At 51.1% G+C, this 25,211-nt stretch carries 27 protein-coding genes; 17 read left to right on the top strand and 10 right to left on the bottom strand.

Going from position 1 to position 25,211, the window contains the following annotated elements:
* Positions 1-148: 148 nt before the first annotated feature.
* Positions 149-1,009, bottom strand: coding sequence for a transglutaminase family protein (locus GOC95_RS07900; protein ID WP_275356587.1), 861 nt, complete (start codon positions 1,007-1,009; stop codon positions 149-151).
* Positions 1,010-1,028: 19 nt separating this feature from the next.
* On the bottom strand, positions 1,029-1,826 hold the full coding sequence (locus GOC95_RS07905) for a transglutaminase family protein (protein ID WP_275356588.1): 798 nt from the start codon (positions 1,824-1,826) through the stop codon (positions 1,029-1,031).
* Between the two features lie 140 nt (positions 1,827-1,966).
* Here GOC95_RS07905 and GOC95_RS07910 point away from each other — a divergent pair, with 140 nt between their 5' ends.
* Entirely contained in the window at positions 1,967-2,302 is a 336-nt protein-coding gene (locus GOC95_RS07910) for a zinc ribbon domain-containing protein YjdM (protein ID WP_194749227.1), read from the top strand.
* A 69-nt stretch (positions 2,303-2,371) separates the two neighbouring features.
* On the opposite strand, the gene GOC95_RS07915 is transcribed toward GOC95_RS07910, so the two are convergent.
* Complete coding sequence (locus tag GOC95_RS07915; protein ID WP_194749228.1) at positions 2,372-2,770, bottom strand: helix-turn-helix domain-containing protein; 399 nt, start codon at positions 2,768-2,770, stop codon at positions 2,372-2,374.
* 89 nt (positions 2,771-2,859) lie between these two features.
* On the opposite strand from GOC95_RS07915, the gene GOC95_RS07920 reads away from it, so the two are divergent.
* Entirely contained in the window at positions 2,860-3,708 is an 849-nt protein-coding gene (locus GOC95_RS07920; RefSeq protein ID WP_194749229.1) for an SDR family oxidoreductase, read from the top strand.
* Between the two features lie 187 nt (positions 3,709-3,895).
* Positions 3,896-4,771 carry a PA4780 family RIO1-like protein kinase gene (locus GOC95_RS07925; protein WP_275356589.1) on the top strand — a complete coding sequence of 292 codons (876 nt, stop codon included), beginning with the start codon at positions 3,896-3,898 and terminating at the stop codon, positions 4,769-4,771.
* A 172-nt stretch (positions 4,772-4,943) separates the two neighbouring features.
* Here GOC95_RS07925 and GOC95_RS07930 read toward each other — a convergent pair whose 3' ends face one another.
* The 3 genes from GOC95_RS07930 to GOC95_RS07940 all read right to left on the bottom strand — a co-directional run bounded on the left by GOC95_RS07930 (position 4,944) and on the right by GOC95_RS07940 (position 8,527).
* Positions 4,944-5,366, bottom strand: coding sequence for an ASCH domain-containing protein (locus tag GOC95_RS07930; protein ID WP_275356590.1), 423 nt, complete (start codon positions 5,364-5,366; stop codon positions 4,944-4,946).
* 22 nt (positions 5,367-5,388) lie between these two features.
* Complete coding sequence (locus GOC95_RS07935; RefSeq protein WP_275356591.1) at positions 5,389-7,476, bottom strand: GNAT family N-acetyltransferase; 2,088 nt, start codon at positions 7,474-7,476, stop codon at positions 5,389-5,391.
* Positions 7,477-8,041: 565 nt separating this feature from the next.
* Positions 8,042-8,527: a DUF6036 family nucleotidyltransferase gene (locus GOC95_RS07940; protein ID WP_275356592.1), complete on the bottom strand. Its 486-nt coding sequence runs from the start codon at positions 8,525-8,527 to the stop codon at positions 8,042-8,044.
* 209 nt (positions 8,528-8,736) lie between these two features.
* Here GOC95_RS07940 and pepN point away from each other — a divergent pair, with 209 nt between their 5' ends.
* Positions 8,737-11,343, top strand: a complete 2,607-nt coding sequence (gene pepN / locus GOC95_RS07945; RefSeq protein ID WP_275356593.1) for an aminopeptidase N — start codon at positions 8,737-8,739, stop codon at positions 11,341-11,343.
* Between the two features lie 47 nt (positions 11,344-11,390).
* Here pepN and asd read toward each other — a convergent pair whose 3' ends face one another.
* The 4 genes from asd to ilvB all read right to left on the bottom strand — a co-directional run bounded on the left by asd (position 11,391) and on the right by ilvB (position 15,736).
* The gene (gene asd, locus GOC95_RS07950) at positions 11,391-12,239 is read right to left on the bottom strand and encodes an archaetidylserine decarboxylase (protein ID WP_275356594.1); all 849 of its coding nucleotides are present in this window, start codon (positions 12,237-12,239) and stop codon (positions 11,391-11,393) included.
* A gap of 173 nt (positions 12,240-12,412) precedes the next feature.
* A complete protein-coding gene (gene ilvC, locus GOC95_RS07955; protein WP_194749235.1) occupies positions 12,413-13,429 on the bottom strand; it encodes a ketol-acid reductoisomerase in 1,017 nt (338 codons plus the stop codon).
* Positions 13,430-13,481: 52 nt separating this feature from the next.
* Complete coding sequence (ilvN, locus tag GOC95_RS07960) at positions 13,482-13,973, bottom strand: acetolactate synthase small subunit (protein WP_018987330.1); 492 nt, start codon at positions 13,971-13,973, stop codon at positions 13,482-13,484.
* Positions 13,973-15,736 carry a biosynthetic-type acetolactate synthase large subunit gene (ilvB, locus tag GOC95_RS07965; RefSeq protein WP_194749236.1) on the bottom strand — a complete coding sequence of 588 codons (1,764 nt, stop codon included), beginning with the start codon at positions 15,734-15,736 and terminating at the stop codon, positions 13,973-13,975. Before ilvB ends, ilvN begins: the two co-directional genes overlap by 1 nt.
* A gap of 198 nt (positions 15,737-15,934) precedes the next feature.
* On the opposite strand from ilvB, the gene GOC95_RS07970 reads away from it, so the two are divergent.
* From GOC95_RS07970 to GOC95_RS08030, 13 genes are all read left to right on the top strand, one after another.
* Entirely contained in the window at positions 15,935-16,243 is a 309-nt protein-coding gene (locus GOC95_RS07970; protein WP_194749237.1) for a hypothetical protein, read from the top strand.
* 85 nt (positions 16,244-16,328) lie between these two features.
* Positions 16,329-16,946 carry a 30S ribosomal protein S4 gene (gene rpsD, locus GOC95_RS07975; RefSeq protein WP_275356595.1) on the top strand — a complete coding sequence of 206 codons (618 nt, stop codon included), beginning with the start codon at positions 16,329-16,331 and terminating at the stop codon, positions 16,944-16,946.
* 183 nt (positions 16,947-17,129) lie between these two features.
* The gene (hemP, locus tag GOC95_RS07980) at positions 17,130-17,348 is read left to right on the top strand and encodes a hemin uptake protein HemP (protein WP_194749239.1); all 219 of its coding nucleotides are present in this window, start codon (positions 17,130-17,132) and stop codon (positions 17,346-17,348) included.
* A gap of 103 nt (positions 17,349-17,451) precedes the next feature.
* Positions 17,452-18,318 carry an energy transducer TonB gene (locus GOC95_RS07985; RefSeq protein ID WP_275356596.1) on the top strand — a complete coding sequence of 289 codons (867 nt, stop codon included), beginning with the start codon at positions 17,452-17,454 and terminating at the stop codon, positions 18,316-18,318.
* Between the two features lie 27 nt (positions 18,319-18,345).
* Complete coding sequence (locus GOC95_RS07990; protein ID WP_194749241.1) at positions 18,346-19,089, top strand: MotA/TolQ/ExbB proton channel family protein; 744 nt, start codon at positions 18,346-18,348, stop codon at positions 19,087-19,089.
* Positions 19,089-19,505, top strand: coding sequence for a biopolymer transporter ExbD (locus GOC95_RS07995; protein WP_194749408.1), 417 nt, complete (start codon positions 19,089-19,091; stop codon positions 19,503-19,505). Before GOC95_RS07990 ends, GOC95_RS07995 begins: the two co-directional genes overlap by 1 nt.
* A 29-nt stretch (positions 19,506-19,534) precedes the next feature.
* Complete coding sequence (locus GOC95_RS08000; protein WP_275356597.1) at positions 19,535-20,671, top strand: PepSY domain-containing protein; 1,137 nt, start codon at positions 19,535-19,537, stop codon at positions 20,669-20,671.
* Positions 20,672-20,772: 101 nt separating this feature from the next.
* The gene (locus GOC95_RS08005) at positions 20,773-21,012 is read left to right on the top strand and encodes a hypothetical protein (RefSeq protein ID WP_275356598.1); all 240 of its coding nucleotides are present in this window, start codon (positions 20,773-20,775) and stop codon (positions 21,010-21,012) included.
* 110 nt (positions 21,013-21,122) lie between these two features.
* Positions 21,123-21,638 (top strand): azurin, encoded by a 516-nt coding sequence (azu, locus tag GOC95_RS08010; protein WP_275356599.1) that lies wholly within the window; start codon positions 21,123-21,125, stop codon positions 21,636-21,638.
* Between the two features lie 139 nt (positions 21,639-21,777).
* On the top strand, positions 21,778-22,326 hold the full coding sequence (locus GOC95_RS08015; protein ID WP_194749245.1) for a pyridoxamine 5'-phosphate oxidase family protein: 549 nt from the start codon (positions 21,778-21,780) through the stop codon (positions 22,324-22,326).
* The gene (locus tag GOC95_RS08020) at positions 22,313-23,257 is read left to right on the top strand and encodes an ABC transporter substrate-binding protein (RefSeq protein WP_275356600.1); all 945 of its coding nucleotides are present in this window, start codon (positions 22,313-22,315) and stop codon (positions 23,255-23,257) included. The genes GOC95_RS08015 and GOC95_RS08020 overlap by 14 nt, the downstream gene beginning before the upstream one ends.
* Positions 23,254-24,327 carry an iron ABC transporter permease gene (locus GOC95_RS08025; RefSeq protein ID WP_275356601.1) on the top strand — a complete coding sequence of 358 codons (1,074 nt, stop codon included), beginning with the start codon at positions 23,254-23,256 and terminating at the stop codon, positions 24,325-24,327. Before GOC95_RS08020 ends, GOC95_RS08025 begins: the two co-directional genes overlap by 4 nt.
* Entirely contained in the window at positions 24,324-25,157 is an 834-nt protein-coding gene (locus tag GOC95_RS08030) for an ATP-binding cassette domain-containing protein (protein WP_275356602.1), read from the top strand. Before GOC95_RS08025 ends, GOC95_RS08030 begins: the two co-directional genes overlap by 4 nt.
* Positions 25,158-25,211 lie beyond the last annotated feature (54 nt).

A 25,211-nucleotide genomic window follows, 5' to 3' on the forward strand; every position in this document is an offset into this window, starting at 1 on the left:
GGTTATGCCGGAGCTAAAACGTAGTCAACACAGTGAAATCTGTTCTGTAATTTAGAACAATCGCTGCATAAAAACCGCTTCCTAGTGAAGCGGTTTTTTTTCGCCTATGTGCCGTGAAACAAGCCATCCACGGCAAGGTTACTCTTGCTTAGCCTGTGAGCAAATTCACTTGTACATTCACAATCAACTTAGGCTGAATGTTGGGGCCGATAAAACTGCCAGCCACTGGCGGGATCGTTTCCGGGTTACGTGACACTGCCACGGCAATATGCTGTGTGCCGGTCACCTTGCCTGCGGTGGGGTCAAAGCCTTTCCAGCCGGTGCCTGGCAAATATACCTCAGCCCAGGCATGGGTGGTGGCGTTACCGGCCTCAGTCGCCGGGGCATGCAAATAGCCACTGACAAACCGGCTGGCTAGTCCCAAGAGGCGGCAAGCTTCAATAAACAAGGTGGCATAGTCACGGCAAGAGCCACTCAGCTTATTCAAGGTGGTGGCCGGGGTCTGCACGCCAGGTTCTTCGCGAATCTGGTAGCGAAACTGGGTATAAATCGCCTGATTCAGGCGGGTCAGCAGTTCAAATGTATTGATGCTGCCGTTTCTCAGCCCCAGTTGTAGCAGCCACTGGCTCACCGCATCTTGATCATCCACAAATGTGGGGCGCTGAAAAGCCGCCAGGTCTTCCCAGTCAGCCTGCGCATAGGCAAACGGATAATTCACTGCATAGGGTTCAATCCAAAAGTCCAGTGGGGCCTCTTCATAGTGTTGAATCACCACTTCACTTGCAATGGTGAGTCTGTCGCTCGCTTGCAAAAATGTGACAGCCGCCAGCGAGTTATCAAACACATCGCGATACCATTTGATCTGATAAGCCGGCGTAATGTTAAGGATAGAAGACTCAATGCGTAAATCATGTCCTTCCCGTGGCCGCAGCAATAAATAATGCTGCTGCAGTGTGACTGTGCTCGAGAACAGGTATTCAGTCAGATGTTTGATTCTTAATCGTTTCATGGTGTGTTTCTCGCGCCGCTTAAATCGGTGCGGCGGCCAGTTGCGTGACACGCACCTGCATCAGCGCCGGGTACAAGGCCGGGCCAAACTGGTTAAAAATGGCAACATCGGCCGCATCGCGCCCATAGGCCACAGTAATGCGTCCGCCCATGGATTCTGACTGGCTCGGGTCAAACGTGTACCATCCCCCGTTCACATACGCTTCAAACCAGGCATGAAAGTCCATCGGTTGTAGCCCGTGCAAATACCCCACCACCATGCGTGCCGGGATGCACAACCCTCGGCACAAGGCGATGCCCAAATGCGCCAGCTCACGGCAAACGCCTTCGCGCTGCTGATTCACCTCAACCGCAGACAGTTGAAAATGTGGAGAATCCGGATTGAAACGAATATTCTGGCGTATCCATTGCTCGATGGCCTTTACCTGGTCGTATCCAGGCAACACATTGGCGACAATTTGCTGGCCCAGATCAATGAATTTATCTGACTCACAATAGCGTGACGGCAGTAAATAAGTCAGCACATGGTTAGGCAAATGCTGAACCTCTTCAAACCGCCCGCCGGGCGCAGTCTCAAGCTTGTCAGCGGTCAAAATATCCGCCGATGTGCTGATATAAAACTCACCCACAGGCGCAATCAAGCGCTGGCAAAGATTGCCATAAGTGTCGGTATATTCTTCCACCGGCACACTGGGCTTAAGCGTATAAGACTGTCGAGCTACCCATTGATGCACCCCACTGCGCGGCCTCAGCATCAAAATAAACGGTGTGGGAATACTGACAACAAAGCTGATATCACATTCAGTGCGTAACCACATGTGCAATCCTTAAGTGATGCAAGCCAACCCATTCTAGCCTGCTTTCAAGACATATGTGCAAAAGTGAATGAATAACTAAGACATATCAATAATAACCCTGTAAAATTTATGGTTTTACAGTTTTAGCCAGAAAATTTTTTATGTCATTACCAGCCTGCCCAAAATGCCAATCCGAATACACCTACGAAGACGGTGATAACTACGTCTGCCCAGAGTGCGCGCATGAGTGGAGCAAAGTGGCCACTGCCGAATCAGAAGAACTCAAAGTCGTGCGCGATGCCAACGGCAACGTGCTGCAAGATGGCGATACCATCACCGTGATCAAAGACCTGAAAGTCAAAGGTTCTTCATCCGTCGTTAAGGTCGGCACTAAAGTGAAAAACATCCGCCTAGTCGATGGCGACCATGATATCGACTGCAAGATTGATGGCTTTGGCGCGATGAAGCTGAAGTCGGAGTTTGTGAAAAAGGCTTAGTTGGTTTTATTGGCCGGCTCTTAAAGCCGCTCGATCTAGCTGTATAGCGAGCATATTTCAATACGATACTTATTTCTTTTTTAGTCCCAATTGTTGGTTCTCAAGGATGTCTGACAGATTGACTTCTATCCAATCTGTCAGCGCCTCCACTTTCAGGCTGATGCCTTCGCCTAGCGGTGTCAGCGAGTATTCCACATGCGGCGGTACAACCGGGTAAGACACGCGTTGTACAAAGCCATCCTGCTCTAATTGTTGCAGCGTTTGTGTGAGCATTTTTTCACTGATCACCCCCACTCTTCGCCGCAGCTCACTGAAGCGGAGCGTCCCGCCCAACAACGCCACCAATACCAATACCCCCCATTGGCTGGTCACGTGCTTCAATATTTCTCGTGACGGGCAATCAGGCGAGAGCACTTCTCCGCGTCGCATGGCATTGGCCAATACACCTGTCTTCTGATCTATTTTCATACTTACCTTTTTGTGCGTACTTACTTTTAGTAAGTATAGGTGATAACCTGCGCGTTCTCAATTTATTTCATGTGTTGAAAGGGAATATTATGATTGTTGTTACCGGCGCTACGGGCCAGTTGGGTCGTTTAGTCATTGAACATTTACTCAAAAAAGTGCCTGCAAGCAGTATTGTGGCTGCTGTGCGTAATGCTGAAAAAGCGCAAGACATTGCGGCGTTGGGCGTGCAGGTACGCTTTGCCGATTACAACCAACCTGAAAGCTGGGATGCTGCATTGTCTGGCGCAGAAAAAGTCTTACTGATCTCATCGAGCGAAATCGGCTTGCGCGTGAAGCAGCATCAAGCTGTGATTGATGCCGCCAAGCGAGCAAATGTGCGCTTATTGGCTTACACCAGCCTGTTACGCGCGGATACTTCGTTACTGGGCCTAGCTGTCGAACATAAGGCGACCGAAGCTGCGATACAAAAAGCGGGCTTGCCGTTTGTCATATTGCGAAATGGTTGGTACACAGAAAACTATGCCGCGGGGATTCCAGCGGCATTAGCATTGGGCGCAGTGTATGGTGCGGCTGGAAAAGGCAAGATCTCAGCTGCAGCACGCGCTGACTATGCAGAAGCGGCCACTGTGGTACTGACCACGGATCACCACACAGGCAAAGTGTATGAGCTGGCAGGGGACACGGCATTTACGCTGGAAGAGTTTGCCGCCGAACTCTCACGTCAAACCGGTAAAGCGATCCCCTACGTCAATCTACCCCAAGCCGAGTATAAAAAAGCATTACTCAATGCCGGCTTGCCTGAGCCCATTGCCGAGTTGTTGTCTGACTCGGATACTGGCGTATCAAACGGTCAGTTGTTTGATGATGGCAAGCAATTAAGCCAGCTCATTGGTCGCCCAACTACGGCATTAGAGGAGGTCATCAAAGCTGGTCTATAAATGAAGATGACGCTGAGCCCAATGACTCTTGTTCTGTCATTTAAAACAGCTTGACCGATAAACACCGCCTCCCAGGAGGCGGTGTTTTTTATGGTAATTGGCAGATAAATACGTTACGCACACTGCAATCACGCCTCTATCCTCCGGTTTAATGGTAGTCTGACCAAAATTATTATTAGCCCGTAAGATGAAAACCCCAAAAAGATTAGAGCCGCTGCTTGAAGATGGCGTGATAGATGAAGTGATGCGCCAGTTGATGAGCGGTAAAGAAGCCACGGTGTACGTGGTGCGCTGCGGTGAAGAAACACGCTGTGCCAAGGTGTATAAAGAAGCCAACAAACGCAGTTTCCGCCAAAGTGTCGATTACACCGAAGGCCGCAAAGTTAAAAGCAGCCGTCAGGCACGGGCCATGGCCAAAGGTTCAAAATACGGCAAACAGGCACAAGAAGAAGCCTGGCAAAGTGCAGAGGTCGATGCGCTGTATCGGTTAGCTGCGGCAGGTGTGAGCGTGCCCACCCCCTATCAGTTTTACGAAGGGGTGTTGATCATGGATTTAGTTACCGACGCCCAAGGCAATGCCGCGCCACGGCTCAACGACGTGGTCTTCACCGCTGAAGAAGCCCGCCATCACCACCAGTCGCTGCTCAAAGAAATCGTGCGCATGCTATGCGCTGGCATTGTCCACGGCGACCTCTCCGAATTTAATATCCTGCTCAGTGCCCATGGCCCCATCATCATCGACTTACCCCAAGCCGTCGATGCCGCAGGCAACAACCACGCCATGAGTATGCTAGAACGCGATGTCGGTAATTTGGCTCATTTTTTCGGCCAATTTGCGCCCGAGCTTATTAACACGCACTATGGCAAAGAAATTTGGGCGCTCTACGCAAAAGGCGCACTCACGCCCGAAACGGTGCTGACTGGACAATTCAAACAAGACAATAAACCGGTAGATTTAAAAAGCGTGGTACGCGTGATAGACGCCGTGCGGGATGATGAAGCCAAAAAGCAAATGCGACTGGCAGAAGCCAAAGCCGCGCTGCCTAAGCCTAAACGGTTTTAAGACGGTAATTATTGAATGTTTAAGTAGTCCGCGCTTCAGCGAGCTACTTTTCTAGACATGACCCTCGGTTGCTATGAGGCTGGTTTTGCAGTCCTCAAATCAGCATATTTTTCTACCCCCGACCCTTACGGCTACTCACTTACGGTGGTATGAATAATTTGTGGTTCCGGTATTAGAGAACTCCTATGACTTCAGCTTCACTGGCAGATATATATCTATAGCTTTGTGGGGGATGAAAGTTCTTCCACTTCATTTTGAGATTAGACAACTCCAACGGTTTATCTAACTGCCATGATTTTTTAATGAATATCCCATAAGCCTTTTCAGTGCCATCGTAGTATGCAGTAAACTCCTCTTCCGTAATCCCAGCGATATGTGACACTTTGGCCCATAAATTTTGTGGGCTGGATTCAATCACTTTATCTACTTCGAAAGCACCAATAAGGGCTTTGGTTGGAGATGATACATAAACTAATACAGTATCACCGCATGAGAGTTTTGGTTTGATGCGTCGTAATTCAACCGTTTTTGCCCCATTAAAAATTTGTTCTGCAAACTTCGGTCTTATTGATAATAAAAGTGAGTGCACTGACATTTAATACCTTAAAAATCCTGAATTATTTTATTAAGCTAAAAAACAATTCTTCAGGTATACGGCATGGACTTTGTAGCTGAGAATTGATGCCAGCATCGGATAAAGCTTTCTGTATACTCTTCCAGTCACAACGGCATTTAAGTAATGATGTATTACTAAATTTAATAGCCATGAGCTGCTTGTCGATACTTTTTGCAGTATAAAGTACATCCTTCCATTCATATATCCCCAACCGCCTAAATTGTCTGAATAGTTGTTTAGGGTAGTCTACAACCACCTCATCTACTCGTGAATAAGCGCGTAATGCCCCTGATCCTGGAAATTTTTTGTTGTGACTAACGTACCAAAGAATTCTTGCTGGTAAGGAGATGCCAGCAGAGTTTCTTGGTGAACGATAATAAACAGCCTCTCTGTTCAAGGCTAGATCTAATCTCGCGCCAAACAGGTCATTTGAAGCTAAATACTCATCAAATAAATGTTGTGCCCAAAATGGCCTAATTGGGACAATATAGCAAGGAATGGATGAGGCTTTAATTAGTCCTGGACTGATTAAAGCCTCTACATTCTTAAAGCTAATTAAGTCCTGATAAGTTGCTGCACTTTCAATGATTGTGCAAATTGTTTGGCAATAATTATTCAGATTTTCATGTTGATTGCCAATATGAGATAACTTCTTGGATAGTGTCCTAGGGTCATAATGATCAAATATTGATAACTTTAACCATCCATCATCTGTTTTATGAAAGTTATCTTCTTGCAATGCTGCTTTGGTATCTGAGTCAAGATAAGGGTCTGAGATATTAATTAAATAACAGCTACAGTCTTCAGCCTCTTTAATTATCTTTCCAATCAGATGCCGAATTAATGTTTTGGAAAGTACATGTTTTTTATTGGTTCTAAGCAGTTCGACTTTTAATATACCGCTGATTTGTTTGTTATAGCTAACAAGCCCAATAGAGTTGTTATTGTGATCAAGCGCTTCAAAACAATCTATATCTCTGGGGTTAGATAAAATATTCCTCAAACAAGCTTTAAGGTTTGTTTGTCTTTCACCCTCAATTTCATTCTGGAAAATATCAACTATTCGACTTTCAGCTTTACTTTGAACCCTGGAAACTTTACAAAGTGTGCCAGCTAATCTTGCTGGTTGATATTCACTTTCCCTATATAAACTATCAATTTCAATGACAAGATCGGATGGTCTTATTATTGGAATACCGAATAGCTCGTATATGGCATTGCTTTTGTTGAGAACCTTTTCATCACGAGTAACGTAAAAGTCGACCTTCGCTGAAATAGCTTTTGCAAGATGCGTAAAGTCAGATATGTCTTGTTCTGACGGCTTTGCTGGTATGTGCTGTTTGAGTAGGCAATATGTGCTTTCGAATGCCTCATGTTCGCATCGAATAAGATCGAAGTTTGTTGCAAATGCTCTCGAGCTATTACGTTCAGTCTCTGATGATGCTCTATTGATTTCATTAAATATCTCGTCGGTAAGATATATTGAAATACTGTCGTCAAGCCAGTCCGCTGTTAGAGCAAGTGACTCGTCATTGCACTTGTTTTTCAGGTCATAAAATATATTGGCATCAATTACGACTCTCTTAGTCTCATCGCTTAAAGTGTTTTGAGCTATTGAGAATAAGTCTGGGTGATTATGGTCATACCACCAGCGAGTAAGAGTGCTACCGGCTTTGCTTTTACCAACACTCTCAGACATGGCTTTAAAGCCAAATTTTGGCCAAATCTTATTGGCTTCGAAGTCTCGCCTACATTTGAGGCCGATACCTTTTAGTGGCTTGGTAGTAGCTAATAACTCTTTAACTAAAAGAGAGGCAATACCCTGACCTCTTGCGTCTTTGTTAACGCAAAGATGCACAATACTGGCATCATTTCTTGATGGAGTAACTCTATAAAGCAAATAGCCTAAAAGTGTGCTCGATGAGTCAACAGCAATTATGATTTGACCCTTTTGAGCATAATGTTCAAATGCTCCTTCTGGAAAAAATCCTAATGTATCTGCGTAATCTCTCCATAGCTTCTTAATTTCATTAAGGCTGCTATTAGAGTTTGCTACTCTGGAAAGAGTTACAGAATTAGTTGCTTTCATTAAGCAATCCTGTTTGTATTTGTAATTAGAACTATATTTACGTGCGTTTCATTATAAATTGCAATAGTTGTCAGTATGTTGAATGCAATTTATAACAAAAACCGCAAGCCATCAGGGCCAGGTCTTGCAAAATAGCACAAGGAAAAACGTGAGCATCCTTCGATACTTAAACCCACATAATCATATCGCCATACCCCACCAACTGGCTGTCATGGGTCATTAAGTGCATCGGCTCATGTAAGGCTTGAGCAACCAGCAGGCGGTCATGGGTCTTGGTGAATCGCTGGCAGAGCAGTCGCCGGAGTCAGGTCTTGCAAAACAACAAAATTTTTCGAACAATTGGAATCATAATTACTCACCCATTCTACGCATGGATAGCAAGTGAGCCAGCCTTAGCTGTCAATGAATAGCTGCTACTGATTTTCTTTTGAGGACTTAGCCAAGCGCAAAAAATAAGCGACCTGCTCGACCCATTGCAAACGCTGCAATGGAGTTAACGCCATAAAGGCCCGTAAGCGTTCTTCACTCACATGATAAGTTCGGTCGGCTGGATTAAAGGGCGTGTTCATAGTGATTTTATTTTCTCTAAATGCTCAATATCACTCAGGTCTATCGGGCGACCAGCAGCACGTTTCATCGCAATTAAGTCATCTACGCAAGCCACTTCTACCGAGACATCCCCCAAGTTAAATTGCACAGCGCGTGTATGCATCTGGTTAAAATCCAAAGGTGGAAACAGCAGAATATCAATCGTGACCCCAGCCAGGTCTGGTGTGCGTAATGCAAATGCCAGCATGTTTTTTTCAGTGTGCCATTGACGCAATAACGCAAGATTGGTCAGGCTTTCCAGCGGCACAGGCGCAACGGGCGTCAACTGCAACGCTTTTGCACATTGCAACATGCCTTCAAGGTTTTCTGGCTGCATGGCGACTGTGATATCCACATCCATGGTTGCTCGCTCAACGCCATGTAAAGAAACAGCCAATCCACCGATCAACAGGTAATCGACATCAAATTTTTGCAGCGCTGCAAACAGGTCTAAATAAAACATAACTGCAGTTTAAAGCAGGTGGCTTAAAAATAGAATTAGTTTAATTTCGCACGGTTCATCAAGTCTTGACTTGGCATTGTTAATCAAAAGCCTCAATCAATGGAGTTAAGATTTCATGGAAAACCGTAGCCAATCGGATTAAACCAATTCAAAGAAGCCTACTCTCAAATATAATCCTTACTTAACCCTAAAAACTCTCAGGTAAATCCATGCGAACCGAAAACGCTGTTGCACCAAAAACCATCTACCTTAAAGACTACACGCCCGCGCCTTATCTGGCGAAACAGGTGAATTTGAGTTTTAACCTCTTGCCGGGAAAAACCATCGTCACATCTGAAGTGAAGTATTTGAAAAACCCGGTGGGGGTATCGAGCGACTTGGTGCTGGATGGAGAAGAGCAGACGATTGTTTCAGTGGTAAAAAATGGTGTGCCATTGAGCGATTACACGGTGGCCGATGGGCAGATGACGATTGCGAGTCCGGGTGATGAGTTCACGCTTACTATCGTGAGCGAGATTAACCCCGAGGCCAATACGGCGCTGGAGGGCTTGTATCAATCACAAGGCACTTATTGCACACAGTGCGAGGCTGAGGGGTTTAGACGCATCACTTATTATCAGGACAGGCCGGATGTGTTGAGCGTGTTTACGGTGCGCATTGAGGCGGATGTCAAGGCGTATCCGGTGATGTTGTCGAATGGTAATTTGCAGGAAGAGGGCGGCTTGCCGGATGGCAGGCATTACCGTGTCTGGCATGACCCATTCCCCAAGCCTTGTTATTTGTTTGCGCTGGTGGCGGGCGACTTGGTGCGGGTGGCGGATACGTTTACCACCATGACGGGCCGCACCGTAGATTTGCACATTTATGTGCGTGCGGGCGACGAAGGCCAGTGTAGTCATGCCATGGAGTCACTGAAAAAGTCGATGAAGTGGGACGAAGAGGTGTATGGCCGCGAGTATCAGCTCGACCTGTTTAATATTGTGGCGGTGAGCGACTTTAATATGGGCGCGATGGAAAACACCTCGCTCAATGTGTTTAACACCGCGCTGGTGCTGGCGCATCAAGAGACGGCAACCGATAGCGATTTCATGAGTGTGGAAGGCGTGATTGGTCACGAATATTTCCATAACTGGACGGGTAACCGCGTGACTTGCCGTGATTGGTTCCAATTGTCCTTGAAAGAAGGGTTTACTGTTTTCCGCGACCAGGAGTTTAGTGCAGACTTGAACTCGCGTGCCGTGCAGCGGATTGACGATGTAAATGGCTTGCGCCGTTTGCAGTTCCCTGAAGATGGCAGCCCGCTGGCGCACTCAGTGCAGCCGGACCAGTTTATCGAGATCAGCAACTTTTACACTAAAACCATCTACGACAAAGGTGCTGAGCTGATCCGCATGCAGCATACCTTGCTTGGGCCACAGATCTTCCGCAAAGCCACCGATTTGTACTTTGACCGTTTTGACGGCCAGGCGGTGACCTGTGATGACTTTGTGCAGTGCATGGCAGAAGCTTCTGGCCGTGACATGACGCAGTTTTTCAGGTGGTATAAACAGGCAGGCACGCCCACCTTGGTCGCCAGCAGCCATTACGATGCGGCCCAGCAGCGTTATACGCTAAGCTTTAAACAATCGCAGCCGGAGACGCCGGGGCAGACCGACAAGCAGCCCTTGCATATCCCGATTGCGGTGGGTTTACTGGCCGCGGACGGCAGCGAGATTGTGCCTACGCAAGTGCTGGAAATGACGGCACGTGAGCAATCATTCACTTTCGATGGCATCGCTGCCAAACCAGTGCCTTCGATCCTGCGTGGCTTTTCGGCCCCGGTCAAACTGGAGACCGATTTAAGTGACGATGACTTGCGCCTGTTGCAGGTGCATGACACCGATGGCTTTAACAAATGGGAGGCTGGGCAGACGCTGGCATTGCGCACCATACAGCGTGTGATGGCAGATCCGAAGGCGGATATCAGCCAGTTTATTGCCGATGTCGGCGCCCTGATTGCGCAAGGCTTGAGCGGGCAGGGTGACAAAGCCTTGCTGGCGCGCGCCTTGAGTTTACCCATGATAGGTGTGATTGGCCAATATCTGCCGGTGATAGACCCGGCAGCCATTGATGCGGCGCGTAGCAGCATCCTCACCCAGATCAAGCGTGCGCATAAAGACGCTTTGGCCGCGCTGTATGAGGCCAACGCCAATCCGGGCGAGTTCACCATTACCCCGCAAGCCATGGGCCGCCGTGCTTTACAGGCCGCCGTGTTAGTGATTCTGACCACCACCAATGGCACTGGTTGTGCCGCACGCGCCAAAGCGCATTACGATGCAGCAGATAATATGACGGATCGGGTGACTGCATTGTCGTGCTTGTCTGACAGTACACAGCCGCAACGGGCCGAGGTGTTTGCAGACTTTTATACCCGCTTTGAAAAGTATCCGCTGGTGGTCGACAAGTGGTTCTCATTGCAAGCCATTGCCAACCGCGAGCAAATTTTTGATGACCTCGCCTTATTGCGCGCACACCCCGATTTCAACATCAAAAATCCTAACCGCGTGCGTTCACTGTATAGCGCGTTTGCCATTAACAATCCGGTCAAGTTCCATGATCCTAGCGGCAAAGGGTATGCCTTTTTGCGTGATGCAATTATCGAGCTCAATAGCATCAACCCGCAAATTGCCGCGCGCCTTGTGACGCCGTTGCGTGAGTGGAAGCGCTACACACCTGCCTTGCAGGCGCAGATGAAAGAGGCGCTACAAGCGGTGCTGGATACGCCTAATTTGTCGGGTGATGTGTTTGAAGTGGTGAGTAAGAGCTTGAATGGCTAATAAAAAAGCGGAGCTTAAACTCCGCTTTTTTTAATGGTCTGTTCGCACTATTTCCCCATGGCCTCGCCCAGGCGTATTGGTTTGCCTGGGTGCCAGCTGGCATTAAACTCCAGTACGTCTTTTTCAAATAACATCACCACGGTAGAACCCAACAGAAAACGACCCATTTCTTCGCCTTGTTTCAAGATGATGTGTTGGTTGCTGTAATCCCAATGGATGACTTTGCCCGGACGTGGCGGGTTGATAATGTGGTCTTTGGCATCGTGCCAAACGGTAGCCATGCTGCCGACAATCGTCGCACCGACCAAAACCAGCACAAACTTGCCATGCTGGGCGGATTCAAAAGTGCAGACCACGCGCTCGTTACGTGCAAACAGGCCTGGCACATGGGCGGCAGTCAGGGGATTCACTGAGAATAAATCGCCAGGCACATAGGTCATGCTCAGCAGTTTGCCAGCGCATGGCATATGGATGCGGTGATAATCTTTGGGGCTTAGATACAGGCAGGCAAAACTGCCGTTGGTAAATTCGGCCGCCAGTGTAGCGTCCCCGCCCACTAGTGCTTGTGCGGTGTAATGATGGCCTTTAGCCTGAAAAATCTGGCCGTTTTCAACTTTGCCAAACTGGCTGATCGCGCCATCCACCGGGCATACAAAGGCATTATTTGCCAAGGGCCGGGCATCCGGTTTGAGTGGGCGCGTGAAGAACAGGTTAAACGTTTTGTAGCTGCTGATATCGCCGTTGAGTGCTTCTTCCATATTCACATGGTATTTGCGCACAAACCAGCCGATAAACGCCGTGGTCAGGCCACCCGCTTGCCAGTGCGCCAGTTTGCCGGCGGCGGCGGTGAGGAGTTGTTTGGGGGCAATGTATTGTAGCAGAATGGCGAGTTTCACTTCTTTCCCTTATTGAGTAGCGCTTGGTTGTTGCAAGCACTTGTTTTTATCATGTCTATATTCATGATTTTACAAATAAAAAAGCACAGGCGATACATCGGCCTGTGCTTTTTACCTATGGCTGGATTAATTTGTCATCAACCTAACCTTAGGTACTGATTCAAGGTCTAGAATTAGTTCTTAGACTGATCAACCAGTTTGTTTTTCGCGATCCAAGGCATCATGGCGCGCAGTTTGTTACCCACTTGCTCGATTGGGTGAGCAGCGTTCAAACGACGGCGAGCTGTCATTTCTGGGTAGTTAGTGCGGCCTTCCAGGATGAACTGTTTAGCGTAGTTACCATTCTGGATGTTTTTCAGGCATTGACGCATAGCCTCTTTGGACTGGCTGTTGATCACTTGTGGGCCAGTCACGTACTCACCATACTCCGCGTTGTTGGAGATGGAGTAGTTCATGTTGGCGATACCGCCTTCGTACATCAGGTCAACGATCAGTTTCAACTCGTGCAAGCACTCGAAGTAGGCCATTTCTGGCGCATAGCCAGCTTCAACCAGCGTTTCAAAACCGGCTTTTACCAGTTCAACCGCGCCACCACACAGTACGGCTTGTTCGCCGAACAGGTCAGTTTCTGTTTCTTCGCGGAAGTCAGTTTCGATCACGCCACCTTTGGTGCCGCCGTTAGCTGCAGCGTAAGATAAAGCGATTTCTTTGGCTTTGCCTGAGGTGTTTTGGTAAACCGCGATCAATGAAGGTACGCCGCCACCTTTGAGGTATTCGGAACGCACGGTGTGGCCTGGGCCTTTAGGGGCGATCATGATCACGTCCAGGTCTGCGCGTGGCACGATCTGGTTGTAGTGAATGTTGAAGCCGTGGGCGAATGCCAGTGCTGCGCCTTTTTTCAGGTTAGGCGCGATTTCGGCATTGAAGATTTCTGCCATGGTTTCGTCTGGCAGCAATACCATGACCACGTCAGCGTCTTTAACCGCTGCTGCGATCTCTAAAGTGGTGTGACCAGCGCCTTCGGCTTTGGCCCAGGAGCCGCCGCCTTTACGCAAACCAATGGTGACATTCACGCCGCTGTCGCGCAGGTTGGCTGCGTGTGCATGACCTTGGGAACCGTAGCCCACAATCGTCACTTTTTTGCCTTTGATAATGCTTAAGTCGGCGTCCTTGTCGTAATAAACGTTCATCTCTGCTTTTGCCTTTCAATACAAATGCTTTGTCTGTAAAAAATAATTCCGGTTAAACCTTGAGGATGCGGTCGCCACGACCAATGCCGGAAGCACCCGTACGCACGGTTTCAAGAATCGCGCTGCGGTCTATGGCTTCAATAAACGCATCCAGTTTGCTGCAAGAGCCGGTAAGCTCAATGGTGTAGCTATTGTCGGCCACATCGATAATACGGCCGCGGAAAATGTCGCACATGCGCTTCATTTCGTCTTTATGGACGCCGGTGGCTTTGACCTTGACCAGCATCAGTTCGCGCTCAATGTGCTTGCCATCGTTGAGATCCAGCACTTTGACCACGTCAATCAACTTGTTGAGTTGCTTGATAATTTGTTCAATCACATCATCGGAGCCTGTGGTCACAATCGTCATGCGAGACAGGGTAGGGTCTTCGGTGACCGCCACCGTGAGTGATTCAATGTTGTAACCGCGGGCAGAAAACAGGCCGGCCACGCGTGACAGGGCGCCTGCTTCGTTTTCCATCAGCAGTGAAATAATGTGACGCATTATTCTTCCCCTTTCAGGCGGCTGGCCGTGCGTGGGCTCAATACCATTTCTGACAGGCCCTTGCCGTTTTCAACCATCGGGAAGACGTTTTCTGTTTGGTCGGTTAAAAAGTCCATAAATACAAATTTGTCTTTTCTATCAAACGCTTCTTTGAGGGCGCCTTCTACATCCGCCGGATCGGTGATGCGCATGCCAACGTGACCATAAGATTCGGCCAGTTTAACGAAGTCAGGCAGGCTATCCATGTAGGATTCTGAGTAGCGGTTCTCGTAGAAGAACTCCTGCCACTGACGCACCATGCCCAAATAACGGTTATTCAACAGAATGACCTTGATCGGCAGGCCGTATTGCGCACAGGTCGAAAGCTCCTGGATGTTCATCTGGATACTGCCTTCGCCGGTCACACAGGCGACTTGCGCATTTTTGTCGGCAAATTGGCAACCCATGGCGTATGGTAAGCCCACGCCCATGGTGCCCAAGCCGCCGGAGTTGATCCAGCGACGTGGCTTGTCGAACTTGTAGTATTGCGCCGCCCACATCTGGTGCTGGCCCACGTCAGAAGTCACATAGGCTTCGCCTTTGGTGACCTCCCATAATTTCTGGATCACGTACTGTGGCTTGATCACGGTGTCTGAATAGGCGTAATCCATCGACTGGATGCCGCGCCATTCATTGATTTGTGACCACCAGTCGGCGGTGTCTGTGCTCTGGTTTTCTTCTTGAGCCAGAATCTCGTTCATGTCAGACAGCACGGATTGCACGTCGCCAACAATCGGCACGTCAACCTTGACGCGTTTGGAGATGCTGGACGGGTCGACATCAATATGAATGATGGTGCGTTTGTGGCTGCTAAAGTGCTTGGGATTGCCAATCACGCGGTCGTCAAAACGCGCGCCAACCGCCAGTAACACGTCACAGTGCTGCATGGCCATATTGGCCTCATAAGACCCGTGCATGCCCAGCATGCCGACAAACTGTTTGTCAGTGGCAGGGTAGCCGCCCAACCCCATCAGGGTGTTGGTGACCGGGAAATTCAACGCCTTAGCCAGTTTTACCAGCTCAGCCGCACCATTACCCAATACCAGGCCACCGCCGGTGTAAATCATCGGACGTTTTGCACCCAGCAGCAGCTTGACCGCTTTTTTGATCTGGCCGCTATGGCCTTTCAAAATCGGGTTGTAAGAACGCATCTCTACCGTTTTTGGGTAGATAAAATCAGCCACGTGCGCCGTGATATCTTTAGGAATATCCACGACCACTGGACCGGGACGGCCGGTTTTGGCGATGAAGAATGCTTTCTTGATGGTCGGCGCAATGTCTTTAACGTGCTTGACCAGGAAGTTGTGCTTCACGCACGGGCGGGTCACCCCCACCATGTCGACTTCCTGGAAGGCGTCCATGCCAATCGCTGGCACCGGGACCTGACCACTGATCACCACCAGTGGAATCGAATCCATATAGGCAGTGGCAATGCCGGTTACCGCATTGGTCGCACCTGGACCGCTGGTGACCAAGGCAACACCGACATCCCCTGTTGCACGTGAGTAAGCATCTGCCGCATGCACAGCCGCTTGCTCGTGACGCACCAGAATGTGCTTGAAGCCATTCTGTTTATATAAAGCATCATAGATATGCAAGACCGCACCACCTGGATAGCCAAAGACGAATTTGACTTTTTCTTCATTCAGGCAGGAGACAACAATGTCCGCACCTGTCATGGATTTGGCGTGGGTGTCTGTCGCAGAGTGGGCTGAGGCGTCCATAAAACCTTGATTTTTCGGCTAATAAATGTTGAACCCTATACATTAACTTGCTTTACTAATTTGGTCAAGATTTCGCACTGACCGAGCCCGACATTCAGTTGCGTCGGATGTCATATTGCAATCCCTGCAATCAATAGTTGACTTTATAAATGAGAAACATTATCATTTGCATAACAGTTAACGAGAGGCATACACGCCATGCAGAGTTTACAAGGCGCATCACCCAGTCAGTTGTTCGATCCTGACCTGCCGACCGCAAGTGCGGTGCTGGTTTCGCTGAGTTGTGTGGCAACGCGCTATGCCATGAATCCTTCGGAGGATTTGGCCTTGTTGGGTTGCAGTCTGGCCCAGACCTTGAATGCGCCTGAGTATGCAGAGAGTGGTTTGATTACCTCGGCGGCCAGGCAATTGTTGCGTGAATGGCAGGAGTTGTTGCAAGCGCATCAAACCTTTGCCATGCAGCAGGCGGTGTCTGAATTTGTGACGCCGTCGGCCACCATGCAGTGATAGGCGCAAGGGCGCAGGCACTCGTTGCATTAAGTAGTGTACATCGCATACAAAAAAACAAAAGATTAAGAAAGGCAGTATTGAAATGGCAAGAACCACCGGACCTCGACTCAAGATTATGCGCGCCCTGGGCGTGGAGTTGCCAGGGTTGTCACGCAAGTCGATTGAAGATAGACCCAATCCGCCTGGCCAGCATGGTCAGCAGGCTTCGCGTCGTCGTCGCTCGGATTTTGCCGTGAAGTTGGTGGAGAAGCAGAAGATCCGCTTTAACTATGGTGTGAGCGAGAAGCAAATGCGCAAGCTGATGCTGGAAGCGCGTAAAGGTTCGGAGCCTACCGGTGACAAATTGATGTCTTTGCTTGAGCGCCGTCTGGATAACGTGGTGTTCAGGGCTGGTTTTGCGCCGACGGGCATTGCTGCGCGCCAGTTGGTCAATCATGGGCATGTGTTGTTAAACGGCAAGTCTGTCAATATTGCTTCCGTGCGTTTGAAAGTGGGCGATGTGGTCACGCTCAAAGAGAAAAGTCGCAAAATTCCGATGGTGGCCGAGTCGATGGCGACGCCCAGTCTGACCATCCCCGAGTGGTTATCTGTGGATACGACGACCGCCTCGGCAAAAATTGGTCACTTGCCATCCATTGAGGATGTGCCGTTCCCGATTGAAGTGCAGCAAGTGGTTGAATACTACGCTAACCGCGTTTAATTTCGCGTGCAGGTGCAAGCCTGCAGGCCAATGAATTTGAGTGGTGCTCCTAACCCCAACATGTCACTGCTCAAATAGGCGTGTTTTTAATGCGCCAAATTACCCCTGGTAAGGGTGTTCCTTGAAATCTGATGCCGCAGTGCGCAAGCATGTAAGTCGGCTTTTTTTTGGACTGGATTGTAGATGACGAATCGCTTGCAGCCTGAGTTGAATCAAGGGCAAAATGCCGCCAACGCGACTCAGACCGGCGTGCCTGTGGTGGATGCCAATGAATTGCTGGGGAAGCGCGGCGTGGTAGCCATTATGCATGGTCGTGATGAGTACCGACTCACCCGGACCAGGCAAAATAAATTGCTCTTGACCAAGTGTCAGGACAATATTGGGCATGGCGTCTCTTCATGATTAAGAGCGCGTGGTATGTGGTGAAATATCAATGTGAAGCAGGCAACCAGCAGGTTGCCTTCAGCACTTTAATAAACAGTCTTTTTGTAGGAGATGGACGCTAATGGCGCAACGTGAGTCTTTGCGTGGGTTGTCGTTGAAGCCCGCCCGGATGTCGGCTAACAGCTTGCCTGAGTTGAGTTTGCATAAGCGGCAGTTGGGCGAGCTGGCGGGGGTGTTCCGCTGGTCAGTACTGGCGACTGAGCAGTTGCTCATGCGTGACCGCCGCCAGGGTTGGCATGCAGTGGGCATGCTGCTGGTGGTCGCGCTGCATGCGCTGGTGATCGCCAGTTTTCTGCTGTTTGAAGAGGAACTCATTGAGTTGCCCAAGCCAGAGCCGATCACGGTATCGTTGATTACCTTGCCTGCAAAAAAAGAGGAGGCACCTGCGCCAGAGGTGGTGCCCATCATCAAGCAGCAACCGGTGGTGAAGCCGGTGATCAAACCAAAAGAAACGCCAGTCAAGCCCATAGAGCGCCCGGCACCAGTGGTGGAACGGATCACGGAAACCACGCCAGATCAGCCCAAGTTTGAAGCCAGCACCCAGCCCGCTGCGCCGCCGCTGGAAGCGCCGCAAGCGGCTGCCCCTAGCAAGCCCGCACCTGCACCTGCTGCGCCACCCAAGCACGAGGTGGAAGAAAAAGAGGAGCCGCCAAAGTTTGGTGTGGCTTACCTGAACAACCCGGCGCCGGAATACCCGCGGTTGTCACAGCGCGCCGGTGAAGAGGGGCGCGTGTTGCTCAGGGTGCTGGTGTCGGCAGAAGGTCACCCGGAGTCGGTAGAGATTTTTAAAAGCAGTGGCTATGAGCGGCTGGACAAGGCGGCACTCAATGCCGTCAAGCAATGGCGGTTTGAGCCAGCCCGCAAAGGCGGCAAGGCGCTCAGTGCTTTCGTCAATGTGCCATTGTCTTTCTCACTCACACAAAATTAAATCAGTTTTTATTGAAAGGAACGTTTGATGCAATCAACTAGTGGTTTGGCATTTATTACCGAGGGTGGGGTTGTCTCGGTCATCGTGGCGCTGGTGCTGCTGACCATGTCGGTCATGAGCTGGTATTTTATTGTGGTCAAGGCTTGGCAAGTCTTCAAGCACAAGCGCGAAGTCACGGCTTATGTAAAGCAGTTCTGGCGCAAAGCGACTTTGCAAGAGGCCTTGCAGGATACGCAGATGCAATCACCAGCGTTCCGCCTGGCGCTGACTGCCGTGGAATCTACCCAGCACCATCAGCAACATGCCAGCCAGTCTCTGGGCGCGGCTTGCAGCCAGGATGAGTTTGTTGCACGCCAGTTGCGCCGTACCTTGTCGCAAGAGCAGGCAGGCATGGAGAGCGGGTTGTCTGTGCTTGCTTCTGTGGGCAGCGTGGCTCCATTTGTTGGTTTGTTCGGCACGGTGTGGGGGATTTACCACGCGCTGACCGCGATTGGCCAATCCGGCGTGGCGACCATCGACAAGGTGGCCGGCCCGGTTGGTGAGGCTTTGATTATGACGGCGATTGGTCTGGCGGTGGCGATCCCGGCTGTGTTGGCCTATAACGCCTTTATCAAGGCGAATCGCAGTGTCATGGCCGAGCTCGAGAATTTTGCGCAAGACTTGCATACCTTGCTGACCACGGGTGCGCCATTGATGATCAAGCAAGGTCAGAAACCTGCCAATGTGACTGAGCTGCACGCTAAAGTCGCAAGCAAAGGTGGCAACCTATGATGGGGCAAAATCCTTTTAGCGCGGGTGAACACACCCAGCCCATGAGTGAAATCAACACCACGCCACTGGTGGATGTGATGCTGGTCTTGCTGGTGATTTTTATCATTACTGCGCCCTTGCTGACGCATGCGGTCAAGATTGATTTGCCTCAGGCCACCTCGCAGCCACTGGAGGAAAAGCCGGAAGTCATTGACCTGGCGGTGGATGCAGACGGTAAGCTGTTCTGGAACGATAGCGAAATCCAGGCGCCAGAGTTGGCTGCCAAGTTGCAGGAAGAAGCAGGCAGGCAGCAACAGTCCGAGTTGCAGATTCGCGCCGATAAAAACACCCGCTATCAGGTGCTGGCCGAGGTGTTGGCCAAGGCGCAAACAGCGGGCATGAAAAAAATTGGCTTTGTCAGCCAGCCGCAACCTTGATTCAAATTCATCTGAGTTAACCATCGCATATGAAACAGCAAACCATCCGCCGCTGGGCATGGATCCATAAATGGAGCAGTCTGGTCTGTACAGCATTCATGTTGCTGTTATGCCTGACCGGCCTGCCCCTGATTTTTATGCATGAGCTGCATCATCTGCTGGGTGACCAGATTGAAACGCCTGTGATCAGCCATGCCGGGCCCAATGCCAGCATGGATAGCCTGATGGCGGCGGCCAAAGCCCGTTACCCCAAGCTGGTGCCGCAATATATGTACCGCGAAGACGACGAGCCATTGCAGTGGGTGGTCCGCTTGGGTACGACGCCGACTGACATCACGAATACCCACAACGTGGTACTCGATGCGCGTACGGCACAGGTGCTGGGTGAGCCCAAGGATGACGAAGGCTTTTTATATGTGATGTTCAAGCTGCATGTTGATTTATTCGCGGGCTTGCCTGGCATGTTGTTCCTGGGTTTGATGGGCTTTTTGCTGTTGATTGCCCTTATTTCCGGCGTGGTGCTGTACGCGCCTTTCATGCGCAAACTGCCGTTTGGCGAGATCCGTCACCAGCGTGGCGACAAGCTCAAGCGCCTTGATATCCATAACTTTCTGGGCATCGTCACGCTCTGCTGGTTGCTGGTGGTGGGGGCGACCGGCGTGATCAATGCCTGGTCGGATTTGCTGATTAAATACTGGCAATTTGACCAAATGGCGCAAATGGTCGCGCCCTATAAAAACCTGCCTCCACCGACAGCGTTTGCCTCACTGCAGCAGTCTTTGCAAGTGGCGCAGCGTGCCGAACCCGAGATGCAATTAGGCTTTATCGCCTTTCCAGGCACGCCTTATACCAGCCGGCATCATTATGGCATTTTCATGCGTGGCGATAGCCCGCTGACCAAGCGCCTGTTCAAGCCCGTGCTGGTCGATGCACAGACCGCACAGCTGACCGATAGTCGACCGCTGCCCTGGTATCTGGTGGGCTTGCTGGTGTCGCAGCCGTTGCATTTTGGCGATTATGGTGGCATGACCTTGAAGTGGATTTGGGCGGTGCTGGATCTATTAAGTATTGTGGTGTTGTGGACCGGGCTCAAGCTCTGGTGGAAAAAGCGCCACCAATATGTGCCGGATATTCAAACGCGCATCATACTGAGTGAGGCGAGCTGAGTCCGGTTTGATGAATAGCGTTTTTTGTGAATATCGACACTGTTTGTGAATTTAAATCTCTGGGGTTTCAACGGCGATGTCTCAATAGGCGAATATGAATCATGGTCACACATCTGTTTATGCAAAATAAATCACTGTCACAAATCTTTTTATGGCCGCTGGTCATTGGCCTCATCACTGTTCTGGGCCTGGTCACTGCCTTGCTGGTAGATGATGCCCGCGAATTGCTGTCCGATGCAGCGGTGGCGCTGCCGATTGTGATCAGCCTTTATTACTATCTTTGCAAGCCGCGCTTGCCTGCCCGTTTTTTGCCCGGCCAGCCTGGGCGCGCCCGCAAGTAAGTCTTTTTTTGATTGACCCGGCAAGCTGCCGGGCCGTCTTTAGTTTAGCCAGCCACCGAGTCGTCACTCCAGTAGCCAGCCAGTTTTTAAATTGGATGATTGGAGCATAGATGAAACTCACTTTTAACCCCCGCCTTTCCGCGAACCGGCCTTCTTTTTCAGTGCGCTTATTGTTAAAAGCCGCGCCGCTGGCCGTGGTTGCCAGCACTTTATTGCTACAAGCCTCTGCGCAGGCCGCAGATCATTGTGAAGTCACGGTAGAAGCCACGGATGCCATGAGCTATAACGTCAAGGAAATTGCTGTGCCCAAAGCCTGTGCCTCTTTTGCTATTCGCTTGAAGCATACCGGTACCATGGCTAAAAACATCATGGGCCATAACCTGGTGATCAGCAAACAGGCTGATGAACAGGGCGTATTGCAAGATGGCATGAAGGCAGGCATCGCCAAGTCTTTTGTCAAACCGCAGGACAGTCGCGTGCTCGCCGCCACCCAGGTGATTGGCGGTGGTGAGAGTGCAGAGACCAGCCTTACACCCAAGCAGCTGGATGTATCAGCCAGTTATGTCTTCTTTTGCTCATTCCCCGGCCATGCCTCGATGATGAAAGGCACGCTCAAGCTGATCTAGTCCTTGCAGAACCTGCCTGCACCGGCAGGTTCAAATGGGCACAGGGCCCAGTTGCGGGCGGTCACTTTGTTTCTTACTGGCAGTAAAAGCAAAGCGTTACCGCGGCTAAAACATGATGAGTGCGTTTGAGGAGAACACGATGCAAGACACACAAAAATTACAGGCCGTTGGCACTGAAGCCAATGCGTTCCACCGGCAGTTTCAATCCCTGCAGTTAGCGACCACCAGTGATCAGGGATGGCCTGAAGCCAGCTATGCCACTTTTGTCGAGCACGAGCAGCGGTTTTATATTTATGTGAGTGAGTTGGCCGCCCATTGCGCCAATTTGCAACATCACGGTCGTTGCTCGGTGATGTTTATCGAAAGCGAGCAGGCAGCCAGCCATCCATTTGCCAGAAAGCGTCTTGTGCTGCAATGCCAGGCGCAAGAAGTGCCTAGGGATGAAGCTACGTTTGTATTGGTGATGGATCAGTTTCATGCCAAATTTGGCAAATTTATGGAAGTGATCGCCAAACTGACGGACTTTCACCTGTATGCCTTAACACCGTTAGAGGGCAGCTATGTGGCTGGCTTTGCCAAAGCCTATCGCCTGACCGGCCAGGATTTATCTGAGGTGGCGCACCGTAACGAACAAGGCCATCGTGCGCCAGATAGCGCCAGTCAGGCGGATCTGGATGCGTTGGTTTGATGGCATGGATAAGCAGAAAACACGTATTCATGCCATGAACGCTTCAGTGGCGGCCAGACGGCAATTTTTACAGCAAGCGGGTGCATTGGGAATCACAGCCCTATTGCCCCAGTCTTTGGTGTGGGCCGCAGACACCGAGCCCGCGAGCCAGCGCATCGTCAGTATCGGCGGTGCTCTGACAGAAATGATATATGCACTTGGTGCCAGCCAGACCTTGGTCGGTGTAGATACCACTTCGCTTTTTCCGGCGGCCGCCACCAGGCTGCCCAGTGTTGGCTATGCACGCACCCTGTCCAGCGAAGGGATTCTGGCATTGGCGCCGACCCTGGTGGTCGCCACTGAGGATGCCGGGCCCCCAGCCGTACTAAGGCAAGTTCAGGCGGCAGGTGTGCCGCTAAGTATTCTGGCGGCGCATGACCGCTTTGAAGGCGTGGTAGATCGCATGCAACAGCTTGGGCGTTTACTTGATCGTACGCCAGTGGCGACGCAGTGCGTAGACAAACTCAAAGCCGACTGGCAGCGTGCGCGTGCGCCGATTCTGGCACGCAAAGGGCAGGGCCCAAGTGTGCTGTTTGTGTTGTCACATGCCCCCGGCCAGGTCATGGTGGGGGGGCAGGGGAGCAGTGCCGAGGCCATGTTGCATTATGTGGGCGCACGCAATGCGGTGCAGGGGTTTCAGGGCTTTAAACCGTTGACACCCGAGGCCGTGATCGCGGCGCAGCCAGAGATCGTTTTGTTCACAGAGCAAGGGCTGACAGTGGTTGGCGGGGTCGAAGGCGCACTGCGGTTGCCTGGCCTGGCGCAGACGCCCGCCGGGGAGCATCGCCGGATTGTGGCGCTGGAAGCTATGTTTATGCTAGGTTTCGGGCCACGATTGCCGCAGGCCGTCGCCGCACTTGATCAATTGCTCGGCAAGGCCATGACCCTATGATCAGCGCAACCGCCTGGCCGGTATTCTGCGAGCGCCTAACCACCCGTTTTGCAACATATCCTTCCTGGGGTTTGGGTCTTGTCTTGCTGATCCTGCTCGCATTGTCGGCCTGGGCGGGGGCCGTCCCCGTGACGTTGGCTGACTGGCGCATCGGCTGGTTGAATGACCCCGCTCATCCGCTCACAGGCGGTGCTTATGTGCTGTGGAATCTGCGATTGCCGCGCATTCTGTTTGCGGCACTGGTTGGGGCTGCCTTGGGATTGTCAGGCGCGCTCACGCAAGGCCTGTTTCGTAACCCGCTGGCCGATCCGGGGTTGCTGGGGGTGAGTAGTGGTGCCGCCTGCGCGGCGGCGTTAACGATTGTGCTGCTGGCTGGCTCGGGAATAGAGATTCCCATCACTTTACGCTATTGGCTGTTACCACTGACGGCTTTTTTCGGCGCGGTAAGCGTCTGCTTTTTGCTGGATGGCGTGGCGCGCTGGCTCACGGCAGATTCGATTGCCGGATTGCTATTGACTGGGATTGCACTCAATGCGCTGGCTACCGCCGTCATAGGCTTATGCACCTATCTGGCGACGGATGAACAGCTGCGTAGCCTCACATTCTGGACGTTAGGGTCGCTGGCGAGTGCCAGTTGGCGGCTGGTGGTGGTGTTGTCACTGTTGTTGATCGCCGCGTTGGCCTATATGCAACGGCTGGTGAATGCCATGAATGCACTGGCGCTCGGCGAGGCGGCCGCCGCGCATGTCGGCATTCACGTGCGTCAATTACGCCGCCGTGTCATTGTGCTGGTGGCGCTATTAAGCGGATTTGCCGTCGCCTGGTGCGGCATGATCGGTTTTATCGGCTTGGTCGCCCCACATATTGTGCGTTTATTGATCGGGCCTGATCAGCGTCGTCTAGCCCCCCTTGCCATGCTGGTTGGCGCCATCCTGTTGCTATTGGCTGATACCGCGGCCCGTACGCTGGCGATTCCCGCAGAAATTCCAGTTGGGATTTTCACGGCATTGCTGGGTGCGCCGTTCTTCTTGCTATTGCTCGGGAGCCTCAGAAAAGGCGGTCATCTATGAGCCATCGCACTGCACAGTTGCTCGAGCTGCAAGCCGTGACGCTCAAATTGGGAGGCCATATTTTTGGTCCGTTCTCGATGACCGTGCAGCCAGGTGAACGGATTGCGGTGCTCGGACCCAGTGGCGCCGGTAAATCTACCTTGCTCAAGTTGCTCGCGCGCGAGTATTTGCCCAGCGGTGGCCAAGTCAGGCTGCGTGAGCGCTGTTTGACAACGTGGTCACTGGTCGACCTAAGCCGCCAACGCGCCATCTTGCCACAGTCGCATGAGGTCGCCTTTGGGTTGCCCGTTGAACTGGTGATTGGTCTTGGCCGGGTCGCCAGAATGGTCGACCCTGATTTAAATGTGATAGTGCGTCAGGCGGCAGAACTGGCGTGTGCCCGGCACTTGCTGTCGCGCCGGTTCGATACCCTGTCCGGTGGCGAAAAGGCGCGCGTCCACCTTGCCAGGGTCTTTGCGCAATTGTGGGATATCGAGCAAGGCCTGTTGCTGGTGGATGAGCCGATGGCGGCGCTCGACCCGGGCTTGCAGTGGCAACTGATGGCCGCCATGGATCAGTTTGCCCGCCAGCGTGGGCATGCGATTTTCGCCATCTTGCATGATATCAACCAGGCCTTGCAGGGATTCGACCGGCTCGTGCTGATTAAAGACGGGCGTCTTATGGGCGATTATCCGCGCAGGCAAATTGCCCTGTCGACGTTGGCTGCTTTGTACGATGTCAATTTGGTCAGTGCGATCACCGAGCAAGGCCAGACCCTGGTCGCTCCTGAGAGGCCTCCAGCCGACTCTGTTGATTTTGTTAATGATAATTGTTATCATTTAATGCTTTAATGCAAGCCAACGAGTGTTTTCTCCTGTAGCCAGCGATTGTTTGTCAGGGGAATT

The sequence above is a fragment of the Methylophilus sp. YYY-1 genome, assembly GCF_029132825.1.
GTDB lineage: Bacteria > Pseudomonadota > Gammaproteobacteria > Burkholderiales > Methylophilaceae > Methylophilus > Methylophilus glucosoxydans.